The 15,805-nt window shown below is 66.5% G+C and carries 13 protein-coding genes; 7 read left to right on the forward strand and 6 right to left on the reverse strand.

Annotation, left to right across the window (positions count from 1 at the left end; all coding sequences use genetic code 11):
• Positions 1 to 29: 29 nt before the first annotated feature.
• The 4 genes from PHA8399_RS03545 to PHA8399_RS03560 form a co-directional block, all read right to left on the reverse strand.
• Entirely contained in the window at positions 30 to 1,415 is a 1,386-nt protein-coding gene (locus PHA8399_RS03545) for an aldehyde dehydrogenase family protein (RefSeq protein WP_058284816.1), read from the reverse strand.
• Positions 1,412 to 3,085, reverse strand: coding sequence for an acetolactate synthase large subunit (locus PHA8399_RS03550; protein ID WP_058284817.1), 1,674 nt, complete (start codon positions 3,083 to 3,085; stop codon positions 1,412 to 1,414). Before PHA8399_RS03550 ends, PHA8399_RS03545 begins: the two co-directional genes overlap by 4 nt.
• A gap of 34 nt (positions 3,086 to 3,119) precedes the next feature.
• On the reverse strand, positions 3,120 to 4,628 hold the full coding sequence (locus tag PHA8399_RS03555; protein ID WP_058284848.1) for an FMN-binding glutamate synthase family protein: 1,509 nt from the start codon (positions 4,626 to 4,628) through the stop codon (positions 3,120 to 3,122).
• 288 nt (positions 4,629 to 4,916) lie between these two features.
• Positions 4,917 to 5,822 (reverse strand): LysR family transcriptional regulator, encoded by a 906-nt coding sequence (locus PHA8399_RS03560; protein ID WP_058284818.1) that lies wholly within the window; start codon positions 5,820 to 5,822, stop codon positions 4,917 to 4,919.
• Between the two features lie 129 nt (positions 5,823 to 5,951).
• Between PHA8399_RS03560 and speB the strand changes: the two genes are divergently transcribed.
• Positions 5,952 to 6,917 (forward strand): agmatinase, encoded by a 966-nt coding sequence (gene speB / locus PHA8399_RS03565; RefSeq protein WP_058284849.1) that lies wholly within the window; start codon positions 5,952 to 5,954, stop codon positions 6,915 to 6,917.
• 50 nt (positions 6,918 to 6,967) lie between these two features.
• Here speB and PHA8399_RS03570 read toward each other — a convergent pair whose 3' ends face one another.
• Both PHA8399_RS03570 and PHA8399_RS03575 read right to left on the reverse strand, forming a co-directional pair.
• Entirely contained in the window at positions 6,968 to 9,010 is a 2,043-nt protein-coding gene (locus PHA8399_RS03570) for a 2Fe-2S iron-sulfur cluster-binding protein (protein WP_058284819.1), read from the reverse strand.
• 75 nt (positions 9,011 to 9,085) lie between these two features.
• A complete protein-coding gene (locus tag PHA8399_RS03575) occupies positions 9,086 to 9,706 on the reverse strand; it encodes a glutathione S-transferase family protein (protein WP_058284820.1) in 621 nt (206 codons plus the stop codon).
• A 143-nt stretch (positions 9,707 to 9,849) separates the two neighbouring features.
• On the opposite strand from PHA8399_RS03575, the gene PHA8399_RS03580 reads away from it, so the two are divergent.
• From PHA8399_RS03580 to PHA8399_RS03605, 6 genes are all read left to right on the forward strand, one after another.
• A complete protein-coding gene (locus PHA8399_RS03580; protein WP_058284821.1) occupies positions 9,850 to 10,737 on the forward strand; it encodes a LysR family transcriptional regulator in 888 nt (295 codons plus the stop codon).
• 326 nt (positions 10,738 to 11,063) lie between these two features.
• Entirely contained in the window at positions 11,064 to 12,200 is a 1,137-nt protein-coding gene (locus PHA8399_RS03585; RefSeq protein ID WP_058284822.1) for an ABC transporter substrate-binding protein, read from the forward strand.
• Positions 12,201 to 12,273: 73 nt separating this feature from the next.
• Positions 12,274 to 13,194: a branched-chain amino acid ABC transporter permease gene (locus PHA8399_RS03590; protein ID WP_058284823.1), complete on the forward strand. Its 921-nt coding sequence runs from the start codon at positions 12,274 to 12,276 to the stop codon at positions 13,192 to 13,194.
• Positions 13,191 to 14,180 carry a branched-chain amino acid ABC transporter permease gene (locus tag PHA8399_RS03595; protein ID WP_058284824.1) on the forward strand — a complete coding sequence of 330 codons (990 nt, stop codon included), beginning with the start codon at positions 13,191 to 13,193 and terminating at the stop codon, positions 14,178 to 14,180. Before PHA8399_RS03590 ends, PHA8399_RS03595 begins: the two co-directional genes overlap by 4 nt.
• Positions 14,173 to 14,928, forward strand: a complete 756-nt coding sequence (locus tag PHA8399_RS03600; protein ID WP_058284825.1) for an ABC transporter ATP-binding protein — start codon at positions 14,173 to 14,175, stop codon at positions 14,926 to 14,928. The genes PHA8399_RS03595 and PHA8399_RS03600 overlap by 8 nt, the downstream gene beginning before the upstream one ends.
• Complete coding sequence (locus PHA8399_RS03605) at positions 14,925 to 15,614, forward strand: ABC transporter ATP-binding protein (RefSeq protein ID WP_058284826.1); 690 nt, start codon at positions 14,925 to 14,927, stop codon at positions 15,612 to 15,614. The genes PHA8399_RS03600 and PHA8399_RS03605 overlap by 4 nt, the downstream gene beginning before the upstream one ends.
• Positions 15,615 to 15,805: the final 191 nt, after the last annotated feature.

Below are 15,805 nucleotides of genomic sequence, written 5' to 3' on the forward strand. Positions count from 1 at the left end.
GGAACAGCCCTGCCCGGCGCATCCCCGCGTCAGAGCCGGATCACGGCCATCTTGTCCTGGGTCATGTCATGCATGGTGTAGCCGATGCCGCCGGTGTTGTAGCCGGACTGGCGGCGGCCGGCGAAGGGCATCCAGTCGACCCGGAAGGCGGTGTGGTCGTTGACCATGACCGCAGTGGCATCCAGCCCGCGCACCGCCTGCATCGCGGTGTCCAGGCTTTGGGTGAAGACCGCGGCCTGGAAGGCATAGGGCAGGCTGTTGGCGGTCTTGATGGCCTGCGCGATGCTGCCGGTGCTGTAGACGCAGATCACCGGGCCGAAGATCTCCTGCTGCGAGACGCGGGCGTCCGCGGGCGGGTCCAGCAGCACGGTGGGGGCATAGGTGGTCTTGCCCAGCCGCTTGCCGCCCGCCAGCAGCCTGGCGCCGCCGTCCAGCGCCTCGTTCACCCAGTCCTCGACCCGGTCGACCTCGCCCGGGCGGATCAGCGGGCCGCAGTCGACGGTTGGGTCGGTGGCATCGCCGACCTTCAGCGCCTGTGCCGCTTCGGCCAGTTTCTGCGCGATCTCTTCGGCCTTGGCGGCGGGGGCAAACACCCGCTGCACCGAGACGCAGACCTGGCCGGAGTGGTAGAAGCCGCCCTTGGCCAGCAGCGGGATCATCGCGCCGATGTCCGCGTCCTCGGCCACGATCACCGGCGCGGCGCCGCCGTGTTCCAGCGCGCAGCGGGTGCCGGGGGCGAGCTTGGAGCGCAGCATCCAGCCGACGCGGGCGGAGCCGATGAAGGAGAAGAACCCCGTGCGCGGGTCGGTGATCATCCTCTCCGCCACCGCGTTGGAACAGACCACATCGCGGCACCAGTCCTGCGGCAGCCCGGCCTCGTGCAGCATGGCGACAAAGGCCTGGCACGACAGTGGCGTGTCCTGCGCCGGTTTCACGATCACCGGACAGCCGGTGGCCACCGCCGGCGCGACCTGATGCACGATCAGGTTCAAAGGGTGGTTGAAGGCGCTGGCGGCCACCACCACGCCGATCGGCTCGCGCTGGGTAAAGGCGATGCGGCCCGATCCGGCCTCGGTCAGATCCATCGGGATTTCGGTGCCGGTCATCTGGCCGATCTCATGCACGCACAGCCCGACCCCGTCGATGGCGCGTTTGACCTCGACCTTGGCGTCGGCCAGGGGCTTGCCGCCCTCGCTGGCGATCAAGAGCGCCAGCTCGTCAAAGCGGTCCTCCATCAGCCGGGCGGTTTTCTTGAGGATGTCTATGCGCTGATAGGCGGGCAGCCACGCATCGCGGTTGCGGAACAGCCCGTGCGCGGTGTCCAGCATCGCGTCGATTTGACCCCAACCGCTGGTTTCGACCGTGCCGACAGGCTCCAGGCTGAACGGGTTCACAACGTCTATGGTTTCGCTCATATCAGGCACACCTTGTCCGCCAGTTCCTCGATCAGCACCCGCTGGTTTTCGCTGTAGTCCACCGGCACATCAATCAGATGCACGCCGCCCGCGTCAAAGGCTTTTTCAAAGGTAGGCAGCAGATCTTCAGTGCGCTCGATCCGGTGGCCGGTGGCGCCGTAGCTGCCTGCGTACTGGACAAAATCGGGGTTGTTGAACTCCAGCCCCCAGTCTCCGAAGCCCGCGTGGGCCTGTTTCCAGCGGATCATGCCATAGGCGCTGTCGTTCAGCACCGTCACCACCAGGTTGAGGCCGAGACGGACCGCGGTTTCCATCTCCTGGCTGTTCATCATAAAGCCGCCGTCGCCGCAGATCGCCATCACCCGGCGGTCCGGGTTCAGCTTGGCCGCCATCATCGCCGAAGGCAGCCCCGCGCCCATCGTGGCCAGCGCGTTGTCCAACAGCACGGTGTTGGGCTGATAGGCCTTGTAGTTGCGGGCGTACCACAGCTTGTAGATGCCATTGTCCAGCGCGATGATATCGCATTCGTCCATCACCTTGCGGGTGTCGGCAACCAGCCGCTGCGGGATCACCGGGAAGCGCGGATCATCGGCGCCTTCGGAGATATGTTCGTCGGTCTCCCGCTTGACGCGCTCGAAATAGCTGCGGTCGAAATCCAGCGGCCCGCCGAGGATCTTGCCCAGCCGGGTGATCGATTGGGCCAGATCGCCAACCACCTCCAGCTGCGGGAAATAGACCCGGTCGACCTGCGCCGCCTTGTAGTTCACATGGATCACCTTGGTGCCGCCTTCCTCCATGAAAAAGGGCGGTTTTTCGACCACGTCGTGGCCGACGTTGATGATCAGGTCGGCGCGGTCGATGGCGCAGTGCAGATAGTCGCCATCCGACAGCGCCGCAGTGCCCAGGAACAGGTCCGAGCGTTCGTCGACCACACCTTTGCCCATCTGGGTGTTGAAGAAGGGGATCTGGATCAGGTCGGTGAAATCGCACAGCGCCGAGCGGGCCTTGCGCCGGTTGGCCCCGGCCCCGACCAGCAGCAGCGGCATCTTGGCGGCCCGGATCATCTCTGCCGCCTCGTTCAGCACCGCGTCGCCCGCCACCGCGTAATGGCGCGGGTGCGGCTGCAGGACAGAGGCGTCGGTTTCCTCGGCGGCGATATCCTCCGGCAGTTCCAGCAGCACCGCGCCGGGGCGTTCCTCCTCGGCGGTGCGGAAGGCCTCGCGGATCAGGGCGGGGATGGTGTTGCCGTGGACGATCTGCTTGGACATCTTGCAGATCGGATCGAACAGGTTGACGATGTCGATGATCTGGAACCGGCCCTGTTTCGATTTCTTGATCGGCTTCTGCCCGGTGATCATGATCAGCGGCATCGCCCCCAGATGGGCATAGGCGGCGGCGGTGGCCAGGTTGGTGGCGCCGGGGCCAAGTGTCGCCATGCACACCCCCGTCTTGCCGGTCAGGCGGCCATAGGTCGCCGCCATGAAGCCCGCGCCCTGCTCGTGGCGGGTCAGCACCAGTTCGATGCTGGAGGTGCGCAGGGATTCCAGCAGGTCGAGGTTCTCCTCGCCGGGGACGGCAAAGATGTATTCGACGCCTTCCCGCTCCAGCGCGGCAACAAGCAGATCGGAAGCTTTGGACGGAGCGGAAGCGGGGGGGTGAGAGTCGGGCATGGGGGCTCCTGTTGGGTTGATGGCTTGGGGGGCCTTATTGTGCGGCGTGCTGCTGTTCCGGCGTCGGATACAGCTCATCCATCGAGACGGAACGGCCGGTATCCAGCACGATGCGCGCATGGTAGCGTTTCAAGAGCCGCGGCTCTGCCACGCCGCAGCTGTGGGCGATGATGCCGACCTCCTTTTTCATGTTGCGGGCGTAATAGGCGACCCGCTCGGACTTGCTGGCCGGGTCGAGGCCGAATTGCAGCCTGCGGTCGTGGGTGGTGATGCCGGTGGGGCAGGTGTTCTTGTTGCACTGCAGCGCCTGGATGCAGCCGAGCGCAAACATGAAGCCGCGGGCGGAGTTGACGAAATCGGCCCCGGCGCAGAACGCCCAGGCGACCTCTGACGGGTTGATCAGCTTGCCGCTGGCGCAGACCTTGATCCGGTCGCGCAGGCCGTAGCGGATCAGGGTGTCGACGGCCAGCGGCAGGCTTTCGCGCAGCGGCATCCCCATGTTGTCGATCAGGCTCATCGGGTCGGCGCCGGTGCCGCCGTCGGCGCTGTCGATGGTGATGAAATCCGGGGCGCTTTCGATGCCGCGGGAGAGGACCTCCTGGCACATGCCCTCGATAAAGCCATAGGCGCCCAGCACCGCCTTGAACCCCACCGGCTTGCCGGTCACCTCACGGACATAGGCGATCATGTCCAAAAGATCGCCGACGCAGTCGATTTCCGGGTGGCGGTTGGGGCTGATTGCGTCCTCGCCCGGGGTGAGGCCGCGGATTTCGGCGATTTCCTGGGTCACCTTGGCGCCGGGCAGGATGCCGCCCTTGCCGGGTTTGGCGCCCTGGCTGAGCTTCAGTTCGAACATGCGGACGGTGTCATGCGCCGCCACTGCGCGCAGCTTGTCCTCGTCAAAGCCGCCTTCGGGCTTGCGGACGCCGAATTTGCCGGTGCCGATCTGGAACACGAGGTCGCAGCCGCCCTCCAGATGGTAGGGCGACAGGCCGCCCTCGCCGGTGTTGAGCCAGATGCCGGCCTTTTTGGCGCCATGCGACAGCGCCCGCACCGCGGGCACCGAAATCGCGCCATAGCTCATGCCGGAGATATTGAAGATCGAGCTGGTGGTGTAGGGGTGGCGGGCATGGGGGCCGATGGTGATTTCGGCCGGGGGCGAGGCCTCATGCGACAGCGACGGGAACGGGCAGTTGGCGAAATAGACGGTGGCGGGCCGCCGCAGATCGCGGGTGGAGCCGAAGGCGACGGTGGAATCCACATTCTTGGCGGCACGGTAGACCCAGGAGCGTTCGGCGCGGTTGAACGGCATCTCCTCGCGGTCGAGGGCAAAGAAATACTGCCGGAAGAATTCGCCCAGATGCTCAAACAGATAGCGGAAGCGGGCAATCACCGGATAGTTGCGCCGCAGGGTGCTGTCGGTCTGGGTCTTGTCGCGGACATAGAGAACGATCAGCCACAACAGGCCCGCCCCGATGGCGAAGATGAAAGCGTAGGACAGGAATTCAAGCAGCGCCAGGACGGTGCTGGATATCTGGGACATGTTTTCCATCGCTCCTTCAGGGGCTTGTGGCGCGGCTGGGTCCGCACGCCTGGCTTATGCCGTTACAGAATGCGCATTGGCCGCAGATATTGCATTCACGGGCCGATCACTTCCTCAGGAGCCGCGCCGGCGGCGGGGGAAGGGCAGGCTGCCCGCGGGGCCGGAGTCCCCACAGGATAACGGCTGGCAGGCCTGTTTGGTTCCCCCGCAGCGCGGGCCTGGATACTGATCGCGATAGTGCGCCAGCCGGGCAAAAGATGTCCAGCCTGCGGGCAGGCCGCAGGCAAGTCACGGGGAGGCGGCGGGTGCGGGCGTGCAGGCGGCGCGGACGTCCTCGACGAACAGCTCCACCGCGCGGCTGCGGATCTGGCTGCGCCGGGTGGCGAGCGAAAACGCGGAGTGCCAGCGCAGCTGCGGGTGTGACAGCTCGCGCAGGCGGCCCGCGCGCACCCGGCTTTCGGCATAATGCAGCGGCAGCGGGCCGAGGTACTGGCCGGTTTCGATCAGCATCGCCATCGCCTCCATGTTGGCAACGACCGCCTGCGGGTCGGGGTTGCCGAGATCGGGGGAGACCAGCATGTCATAGGAGCGCTGGCAGAGCGGGTGCTGCGCAACCGCCTGCGGGCTGACCTGCTGCGGCGGCAGGGGGAACAGCGGGTGGCCCCGGCCGCAGTAAAGCCGGTGCTCCTCGCGGCACAGCGGCTCATACGCCAGGCCGGCGCTTTGGGTGCGGAACGGCGCGATGGCGGCGTGCAGCGCGCCGGTGGTCAGCTGCCGGGTCAGCTCCGCCGGGGAGGCGACGGTGATTTCCAGCCGCACCTCGTTCGGGCGGGACAGGAACGCCTGCAGCGCCTGCACCAGGTTGAGGCCGGGCAGGCTGCTGACCGCATCCGCCACGCCGATGCGCAGGCTGCCGGTGACGGCATCGCGCAGCTCCAGCAGCTCGGCGTCGAAATCGCGGGCGCTGCGCAGGATGCTGCGGGCCTTGCGGCAGGCGGCCTCGCCCCGTTCGGTCAGGCGGAAGCCGCCGCGGCCGCGCTCGCACAGCCGGTAGCCAAGCGCGGTTTCCAGATCGCGGATGCGCAGGCTGATGGCCGGCTGGGTGATCCCCAGCGCGTATTGCGCCTCGGAAAACCCGCCGCATTCGGCGACGGTGACAAAGGTTTCCAGCAGCGTGCTGCGCAGCAGTTTCATGGCGCTGGCCCTCCCCGGCGGCCGGTCTGGACTTACATGAGTTCACCTTATGTAAGGATAAGCAACATGATATTTTTTCATGCAATGACCCGTGCTGAGGTGCTGTGAAACCTGATGACGGAGATGCCCATGCCTGGACACAGTTACGAAACCGGCCGCCTGAACCTGCCCTTTGTCGGCATCGCCACCTTTGGCAAGGCGCCCTATGTGCAGGATTGGGACGCGATTGATGCCGATGTTGCCATCCTCGGCGCGCCCTTTGACTCCGGCTGCCAGTACCGCCCCGGCGCGCGGTTCGGGCCGCGGGCGGTGCGCGAGGCCTCGACGCTGTTCAGCTTCGGCCATGCCGGCGCCTATGACCACGAGGATGACGCCACCTATCTGGGCGAAGACGTGCGCATCGCTGACTTGGGCGATGCCGACATCATCCACACCAAGACGGAGGAAAGCCACGCCGGTATCGAATACGGGGTGACGAAGATCCTGGAGGCCGGCGCGCTGCCGGTGGTCATCGGCGGCGACCATTCTGTCAACATTCCCTGCATCAATGCCTTTGCACAGGATTGCGCCCGGAACGGCCCCCTGCATGTGGTCCAGATCGACGCGCATCTGGACTTTGTCGATACGCGCAAGGGCGTCACCATCGGCCACGGCAACCCGATGCGCCGCGCGATCGAAAAGGATTACGTCTGCGGCATGACGCAGCTGGGGATCCGCAATGTTTCCTCCACCGCGCGCGAAGGGTATGAGGACGCCCGCGCGCGCGGGTCCGACATTCTGTCGGTGCGCCAGGTGCGCAAGCTGGGGGCTGACGCGGTGCTGGAGCGTATCCCGGAAGGCGCGCGCTATTACGTGACCATCGACATTGATGCCTTCTGCCCGTCGATTGCGCCCGGCACCGGCACCCCCAGCCACGGCGGGTTTCTGTATTACGACGTGCTGGAACTGCTGCAGGGCCTCAGCAAGCGCGGCGATGTGGCGGGCATCGACCTGGTGGAGGTCGCCCCCGCCTATGATCCCACCGAAAGCACCCAGATCCTGGCCGCGCAGCTTTTGCTGAACTTCATCGGCTTCATCTTCCACAACAGGCGGTAGGCGCTCCCCCGGCAGACCCTTGCGCAGCCTAAGCGGCGTGTCGTGCGGGGTCACAGGTCCAGTTCAATCGTATCTGTTGCCGGGACCGCGCAGCAGATCAGGGCATCGCCGTCCTGGGGTGCGGCGGCGGGCGGGGTGCGGTAGGCAACCTTGCCTGCCGCCAGCCGGGTGGCGCAACTGCCGCAAGTGCCCGCGCGGCAGCTGAACTCCGGCGTCAGCCCGTGGCGTTCGGCCAGCTCCAGCAGGGTGCCGTCCGCCGGGGTCCAGGGCTGCTCAAACCCGGATTTCGTGAAGCGGACGATGGCGGAGTCCGCTTCTGGAACAGTGTCCCCGAGGGCCGGGGCGCGTGTCAGCGCGGAGGGGCCGAAGGCCTCGGCATGGATGTCTGCGTCCTTGACGCCAAGGCTGAGCAGACCGTCATAGGCCGTCTGCATGAACCCGCCCGGGCCACAGAGGTAAACATCGGCGTCCGTCTGCGGCAGCACCTGCTGCAGGATTTCGGCGCTGAGCCGTCCGGCATGATCGAAATCGCGGCCTGCCGCCTCCTGCGCAGCGGGCGCGCTGATCAGCGAGATATAGCGGATCCGGCCGCCGGAGGCCTGCTCCAGACTACGGAACTCGCGGGCAAAGGCGCGGTCCTGAGTGGTGCGGGCGGCGTGCAAGATCGTCAGCGGGCGCAGATGCCGGGTGCGGACCCCCTCGCGCAGCGCGTGGCGCGCCATGGCGATCATCGGGGTGACGCCGACGCCGCCGGCGATCAGAACCGCCGGGCGGTCCGCTGTGGTGTCCAGGAAGAACCCGCCGCGCGGCGCCTTGGCCTCGATCACCGCGCCGGTTTGCAGATGGGCGTGCAGGTGGCGGGACATAGTTCCGGCCTCCTCGCGCTTGACCGAGATGCGGTACTGGCCCTCGCCGGGGGCGGAGGACACTGTGTAGGTTCGCACCAGCGGCGCCTTTGCGCCGGGCGGCGTGAGACGGATGGTCAGGAACTGCCCGGCCTTAAACGGCAGCAGCGGGCCGCCGTCCTCCGGCTCCAGATAGAAGGAGCGGATCACGGTGCTTTCCATCTCTGTCCTTGCCACCCGGTAGCGGCGCCAGGTGCTGCGCTGCTGGTCCAGCCTGGAGCGTGCCTCTGCCTCTGCCCACGTGTCCGTCATCAGCGTGTTGGGCGAAAACGCACCGCGCTCGGCGCGCAGGGGCAGAATGCCGTCCAGCCAGATGCCTTTATGCAGGGTGAACCGCCAGCCGCGCTCGGCGCCTTGGAAGGCGGTGACCTCGGGATGCGTTTCCTCCAGCAGCTCGACGGTGCCGGTGAGCAGCAGCAGGCTGCCGGTGGTGAAGTCCGGGAACACCAGGCCCGCACGCGGGTTCAGCAGGAAATTTCCCAGCGTGTTGAAGTGGTTGTTGCCGGGGAAATCGGGGATCGTCAGGCGGTTCCCGTCGATGCGGACAAAGCCGGGCCGCCCGCCGCGGTGCGAGACATCGACGCCTTCGCGCTCCGGGCGGCTGGCGGCGGGGACGTGGCTGGCGGCAAAGAACATGTCGGCCCCGGCGATCAGCGCGGCGTGGCTGCCGCTGAGGCCGGTGAAGGGCTGCGGCTGCGCGGGGGCGTGCTGTTCAGCCGGTTGCAGGCCGCGCAGCTGGATATACTGCGGGCAATTGCCGAAGGACTGGTCGACCCGCAGGGTAAAGCCATCGGGACCGGCCGCCGACACCCGCCCGTTGACCCGGTTGCGGCGGCGGCTGTGCAGTTCGATCCCAAGCAATCCAACTGCGGCACCTTCGCGGATCGCCGCCTGCACCGGATCGCGGGGATCCGGCGCCAGCGCGATATCCAGGTGCTGGGGATCCGGGGAGGCGGCGAATCCGGGCGGGCCGCTCAGCAGGCTGGCCCAGGGCCAGCCGTCGCTGTCCACGGCACCCGCCGCCAGAAACGGCAGCTGGGCATAGAACAACCGGTGCTGATCCGGCATGAAGCTGCGGATCACCCGGCGGCCGAAGGTCTCCATCACCTCGCGCTTGCCGGCGCGGCGCTGCATTTCCTGTTCGCCTTCGTGGAAGGGGGAGGGAGTGTTTGCGTCAAAGGGAGTCATGGAAACCTCCTGCTGGCTGAGAGGGGTGCGCGGCGGCCTTCGATCAGGCCGCCACGCGCTAAGGTTAGGGCGGGATCAGGCCGCCAGGCCGGCCTTGGTGACGGGCATCGGCTTGAAGCCTTTCAGCCCTTCGATATTGGCCAGCAGGGCGCGCACGTTGGGGTAGGGGGCCAGCGAGATGCCGCCTTCGGGCGCGTGGGCGACGTAGGAGTAAACCGCCGCGTCGGCGATTGTGGGGGCGTCGCCGACCAGGAAGGAGCGGCCCTCCATATGGGCGTCGATCTTGCCCAGCACGCGGGCGGCCACAGTGGCGCAGAAGTCTGCATCGAGCGGCGCATTGAAGACGGTGATCAGCCGTGCCGCCGCCGGGCCGAAGGCGATCTCGCCCGCGGCCAGGGTCAGGAACTTCTGCACCTCGGCCTCCTGCACTGGGTCAGAAGGCAGCCAGGACGGGGCGTATTTGCGGGCGAGGTAGACCAGGATGGCGTTGGAGTCGCTGATGACGGTTTCGCCGTCCTCGATCACCGGCACCTGGCCTGCGGGGTTCAGCGCCAGGAACGGCGGCTGCTTGTGCTCGCCCGCGGCAAGGTCGACGGTGACCACCTCATGGGCGATCCCGGCGAGGCTGGCGAACAGCTCCACCCGGTGGGAATGGCCGGACAGGGGGAAGCCGTGAATGCGGAGGGTCTGGGGCATGTCTGGGGTCCTTTTGCTTGGCATGTGCCGTGGGGTTGTGAAGACACCCGGAAGATACGCCGCTTGGGCATTGGCGATAATATTCCTTGTTGTGGAATGATTATGTACATTGCATTCATAAACCGGCGATGGGAGCCCCCGCGATGGACAAGCTGGACTGTATGCGCACCTTTGCCGCGGTGGCGGCGCAAAGCTCCTTTACCGGCGGCGCCCGGCAGATGGGGATCAGCACCAAGCTGGCCAGCAAGTACGTCGCCCGGCTGGAGGAGCAGCTGGGCGCGCAGCTGCTCAATCGCACCACCCGCAAGGTGACGCTGACCGACACCGGGCGGGCCTATCTGGAGCGCTGCCTGCCGCTGCTAGATCAGTTCGACGAGCTGGAGGACGTGGTGCAGCTGCGCCAGCAGGAGCTGGCAGGCCCGGTCCGCATCACCGCCCCCACTGGCCTCGGCAGCCGCGAGCTGGTGGAGGCGCTGCACACCTTCCAGCAGGCGCACCCCAAGGTGGCGGTGGAGCTGGTGCTGTCCGACCGCCACCTGCCGATTCTGGAGGAGGGGGTGGATCTGGCGGTCCGTTTTGGCGCGTTGAAGGATTCGACGCTTGTGGCGCGCAAGCTGTGCCGCATGCGCCGGGTGGTGGTGGCCTCTCCAGAGTACCTGGCCGCCCATGGCGAGCCTGCCGAGCCGGAGGCGCTGACTACCCACAACTGCCTGCTGCTCACCACCGCGCCGCAGCCGGAGGTCTGGGCCTTCGGGGGCGGCAGCGGGGCGCGAACCATCGCCGTCGGCGGCAGCTTCCGGGCCAACTCGCCGCGGGCGGTGGCGCATATGGCGGCCCATGGCCTGGGCATTGCCCGCTGCCCGCATTACACCGCGCTGCCGTTTCTGCGGGACGGCAGGCTGCAAGTGCTTTTCGAAAAACAGGAAACCGATCCGATCACGCTTTATGCGGTGTATCCCCCCAGCCGCCATCTGACGGCGCGGATCCGGGCCTTGATCGACCATCTGGCGGCCTTCTTCGCGCCAGCCTGACCGGTGCGCCCGGCACCGGGAAACCCCCGTTGTTTCATCTTTCCCCAAATACTCCGGGGAGCGCGAGGGGCCGGCCCCTCGCTTCTGCCGCTGACGCATTTGAACGGGCTGCGGGGAAATAGGGCAACAATATTTCCCTACATATTTTATGCTTGAAATAATAATCCAAGCCTGCGTAGGCTCATCCCGAGGGCTGGCGCGAGATCAGCCGGGGAGATGCGGGCTTTTGCCGGTCTTGGCGTCTGCCGGGGCGGCGGTAAAGCCGCAAGCATTTGATCAAGAACCCAGGCCCAAGGGCCGGGGCACATTCTGGGAGGAAAGACGTAATGAAGACCATTCGGATGCTCGCCATGGCAGCGGCGGTCCCGGCGCTGGCGGCTGCGGCCCAGGCCGACACCAAGATCGGCATGATCACCACCCTGTCCGGCGGCGGCGCGGGGCTGGGTGTGGATGTGCGCGACGGTTTCATGCTGGCGATCGAACAGGACGGCCGCGAGGGCGTCGAGGTGGTGATCGAGGACGATCAGCGCAAGCCTGAAGCGGCGGTGCAGATTGCCGACCGGATGATCCAGTCCGAGAAGGGGGACATCATGACCGGCATCATCTGGTCGAACCTGGCGATGGCTGTGGTGCCCGCCGCAACCGCGCAGGGCGTGTTCTACCTGTCGCCCAACGCCGGTCCCTCGGCGCTGGCAGGCAAGCGCTGCCACCAGAATTATTTCAACGTCGCCTGGCAGAACGACAACCTGCACGAGGCCGCGGGCGCCTATGCCAATGAGGCGGGGCTGAAGAACAGCTTCATCCTGGCACCGAACTATCCGGCGGGGCAGGACGCGCTGACCGGCTACAAGCGGATGTATGAGGGCGAACTGGCGGGGGAGATCTACACCAAGCTGGGCCAGACCGATTACGCCGCCGAGATTGCGCAGATCCGGGCCTCCGGTGCCGACTCGGTCTATTTCTTCCTGCCCGGCGGCATGGGGATTTCCTTCCTCAAGCAGTATGCGGGCAGCGGCGTCGATCTGCCGGTGGTCGGCCCTGCGTTTTCCTTTGATCAGGGCATCCTGCAGGCCGTCGGCGACGCGGCGCTGGGGGTGAAGAACACCTCGCAGTGGAACAAGGACATCGACAATGAGGCGAACGCCGAATTTGTCGCCTCCTTCCAGGAGAAATACGGCCGCCTGCCGTCGCTTTACGCCAGCCAGGGCTTTGACACCGCCAACCTGATCCTGAGCGCGCTGGACAAGGCGGAGCCTGCCGATCAGGACGCCTTCCGCGCGGCCCTGAAGGCGGCGGATTTCGCCTCCGTGCGCGGCAGCTTCAAGTTCGGGGACAACCATCACCCGATCCAGGACATTTACGTCCGCGAAGTGATCAAGGAAGGCGATGTCTTTACCAACAAGATCATCGCCACCGGCCTGAAAGACCACGCCGACGCCTATGGCGGCGAGTGCAAGATGTAAGCTAAGCCCCTGAGCGGAGACGCCTTGTGCGGCGTCTCCGCAAACGGCCAGGCTTCCCCGCGGAAATCCGAAAATGACTTATATTCTAGTTCTGGAGCAGATCCTGAATGGGCTCCAGCTCGGGGTGATGCTGTTCCTGATGGCAGCCGGGCTGACGCTGGTGTTCGGGGTGATGGGGCTGATCAACCTCGCCCATGGCTCGCTTTACATGGTGGGGGCCTTTGCGGCGGCCGCCGTTGCGGGCTGGACCGGTTCGTTCCTGCTGGCGCTGATCGCAAGCCTGGCCGCCGCTGCCGCCGCCGGCGCGCTGATGGAGCTGGTGGTGATCCGGCGCCTTTACCGGCGCGACCATCTGGACCAGGTGCTGGCGACATTCGCGCTGATCCTGATCTTTTCCGAAGGCACCCGCTGGCTGTTCGGCTCCTTCCCGCTGTTCCTGGATGTGCCATCCTACCTGTCCGGGCCGGTGAGCCTGCCGGGCGGCATTGAATACCCGCTCTACCGGCTGACCATCATCCTGATCGGGCTGGGGATTGCTGCCGGGCTGTTCCTGCTGATCGCGCGCACCCGCATCGGCATCCAGATCCGCGCGGGCGAGGCCGACCGTGAGATGATTGCCGCGCTTGGCGTTGATATCTCGAAACTCTACACGCTGGTCTTTGCCCTGGGCGCGGCGCTGGCGGGGCTGGCGGGCGCGCTGGTCGGCGCGATCCAGTCGGTGCAGGTCGGCATGGGCGAGCCGGTGCTGATCCTCGCCTTCGTGGTGATCGTGATCGGCGGTATCGGCTCCATCAAGGGCGCGCTGGCCGGTGCGCTCTTGGTGGGGATGACCGACACCCTGGGCGGCGTGTTCCTGCCGCAGCTGTTTGCGCTGTTCCTGGACCCGGCCAGCGCGGCCTCTGCCGGGGCGTCGCTGGCCTCGATGCTGATTTACATTCTGATGGCGGCAATCCTGCTGGTGCGCCCCTCTGGCCTTTATGGAGGGAGCGCATGATGCTGACGCGCGAGAGCCTGCTCAACTGGGCGATGATTGCGGCGCTGCTGCTGGTGCCGCTGGCGGCGTGGAGCTTGGATGAGCCGTTCATCATCACCCTGGCGACCAAGGCGGCGATCCTGGCGCTGGCGGGGGTGGGGCTGAACATCGCCCTTGGCCTTGGCGGGCTGATCAGCCTGGGTCATGCGGCGTTTTTCGGGATCGGCGGCTATGCCATGGGCATCCTGGCCGCCCATGCCCAGAATTATGAGCCGCTGTTTGACTGGCCGTTCCTGTTCGAGGGCAGCAACCAGATGCCGCTGATCTGGCTGGTGGCGGTGGTCTTCAGCGCGCTGGCCGCGCTGGTGATCGGGGCGCTGTCTTTACGCACCTCGGGCGTTTATTTCATCATGATCACGCTCGCCTTCGGCCAGATGCTTTATTACTTCGCGATCAGCTGGAGCGCTTACGGCGGCGAGGACGGGCTGTCGATCTGGGTGAGGAATGAATTTCCGGGCCTCAACACTCTGGACCCGATCCAGTTCTTTGCCATCGCCTATGTGATCCTGTGCCTGGCGCTGGTGTTTGCCGCCCGGCTGGCGCGCTCGCCCTTCGGGCTGGCGCTGGCGGCGGCGCGCCAGAACGAGGATAGGGTGCAGGCGGTGGGGCTGACGCCCTTTACCCTGCGGCTGACGGCATTCGTGATCTCCGGCGCCATCACCGGGCTGGCGGGGGCGCTGTTTGCGGACCTCAACCGCTTTGTCAGCCCGACCATGCTCAGCTGGCACACCAGCGGCGAGATCATGATCTTTGTGATCCTGGGCGGGGTCGGGCGGCTCTACGGGCCGGTTGCGGGTGCGGCGCTGTACATCATTCTGGAGCACCTTTTGGGCGGCATCAGCGATTACTGGCAGATCTTCCTTGGGGTGCTCTTGCTGCTGATCGTGCTGTTTGCCCGCGGCGGGCTGATCGGTGCGCTGGCAGGACGGGAGAAGGCGCATGGCTGAGGCGGTTCTGAGGGTACAAGGCCTGAACAAAAGCTATGGCGCGCTGCAGGCCAGCAAAGATGTCTCGCTGGACCTGCGGCCCGGTGAAATCCATGCGCTGATCGGGCCGAACGGGGCGGGCAAATCCACCCTGATCAAGCAGATCGCGGGCAATATCGCGCCCGACAGCGGACGGGTGGAGCTGCTGGGCCGGGACGTCACCGCGCTGGACACCGTGGCGCGGGCGCGGATGGGGCTGGGGCGGACGTTCCAGATCTCGGCGTTGGCGATGGAATACACCGTTTTGCAGAACGCGGTGCTGGGGGCGCTCGGCGGGCGGGGGCGGCCGTTCCATTTCTTCCGCAACGTGATGAAGGATCCGGAGCTGCTGGAACAGGCGCGCGACGCGCTGGAGCGGGTGGGGCTGACGGACGATGCAAACCGCCGCACCGCCGACCTGTCGCACGGCCAGCGCCGCCAGCTGGAGGTGGCGGTGGCGCTGACGCTGAAGCCCAGGCTGTTCCTGATGGATGAGCCGATGGCGGGGCTGGGTGCTGCCGGGTCCAAGGCGCTGACCGGCTTTCTGGACGGTTTGCGGCAGGAGGCGCCGATCCTGCTGGTGGAGCATGACATGGATGCGGTCTTTGCGCTCGCGGACCGGATCAGCGTGCTGGTCTACGGCCAGATCATCGCCACCGGTACCGCGGATGAGATCCGCGCCAACGCCGAGGTGCGCCGCGCCTATCTGGGAGAGGAGGACGCCGCATGAGCCTGCTGACCTTACAGGGCGTCGAGGCCTCTTACGGCCCGGCGCAGGCCTTGTTCGGCGTCGATCTGGAGATCGGCGAAGGCGAGGTGGTGGCGCTGATGGGCCGCAACGGGATGGGCAAATCCACCACCATCAAGACCATCTGCGGGATGCTGGGACCCTCCAAGGGGGAGCTGCGGTTCGACGGCCATGACCTGCGCCAGCTGCCGTCCTACAAGATCGCCCGGCTGGGGGTCGGGCTGGTGCCCGAGGGGCGGCGCTGCTTTGCGCCGCTGACGGTGGAGGAGAACCTGATCGCCGCGGCCCGTCCCGGACCATGGGATATGGCCAAGGTGGCAGAGTTGTTCCCCCGGCTGGAGGAGCGGCGCAGCCAGACCGCCGGGTCGCTGTCGGGCGGCGAGCAGCAGATGCTGACCATCGGCCGCGCCCTGATGACCAACCCGCGCCTGCTGATCCTGGATGAAGCGACCGAAGGCCTGGCACCGGTGGTGCGGCAGGAGATCTGGGCCGCGATCGGGCGGCTCAAGCGCGAGGCGGGGCTGGCCATTCTGGTGGTGGACAAGTCGCTGCGGGAGCTGTCGGCCATCGCCGACCGCGCGGTGATCCTCAACAAGGGCAGCAATGCCTGGGGCGGCAGCATCGGCGATTTGCCGGCAGAGGTGGCGGACCGCTATCTGGGGGTGTGATCCTGCGCGCACCTCAAAGGCGGCCGCGGGCTGCAAAGGTGATGCATTTTTGCAAGTTTTGACCCTTGGGACCTGCTGTTCCCGGCCGCCCGCGCGCCTTTGGCCCGGCGGGCGGCGATTGGCGCTTGACCGCGCGCCCGATCCTTACTAGCCCGCACCTACCCAGCAATACGTCAGGCAGAAATTGCAAC

Origin of the sequence: Leisingera aquaemixtae (assembly GCF_001458395.1) — a bacterium.
GTDB classification, from domain to species: domain Bacteria; phylum Pseudomonadota; class Alphaproteobacteria; order Rhodobacterales; family Rhodobacteraceae; genus Leisingera; species Leisingera aquaemixtae.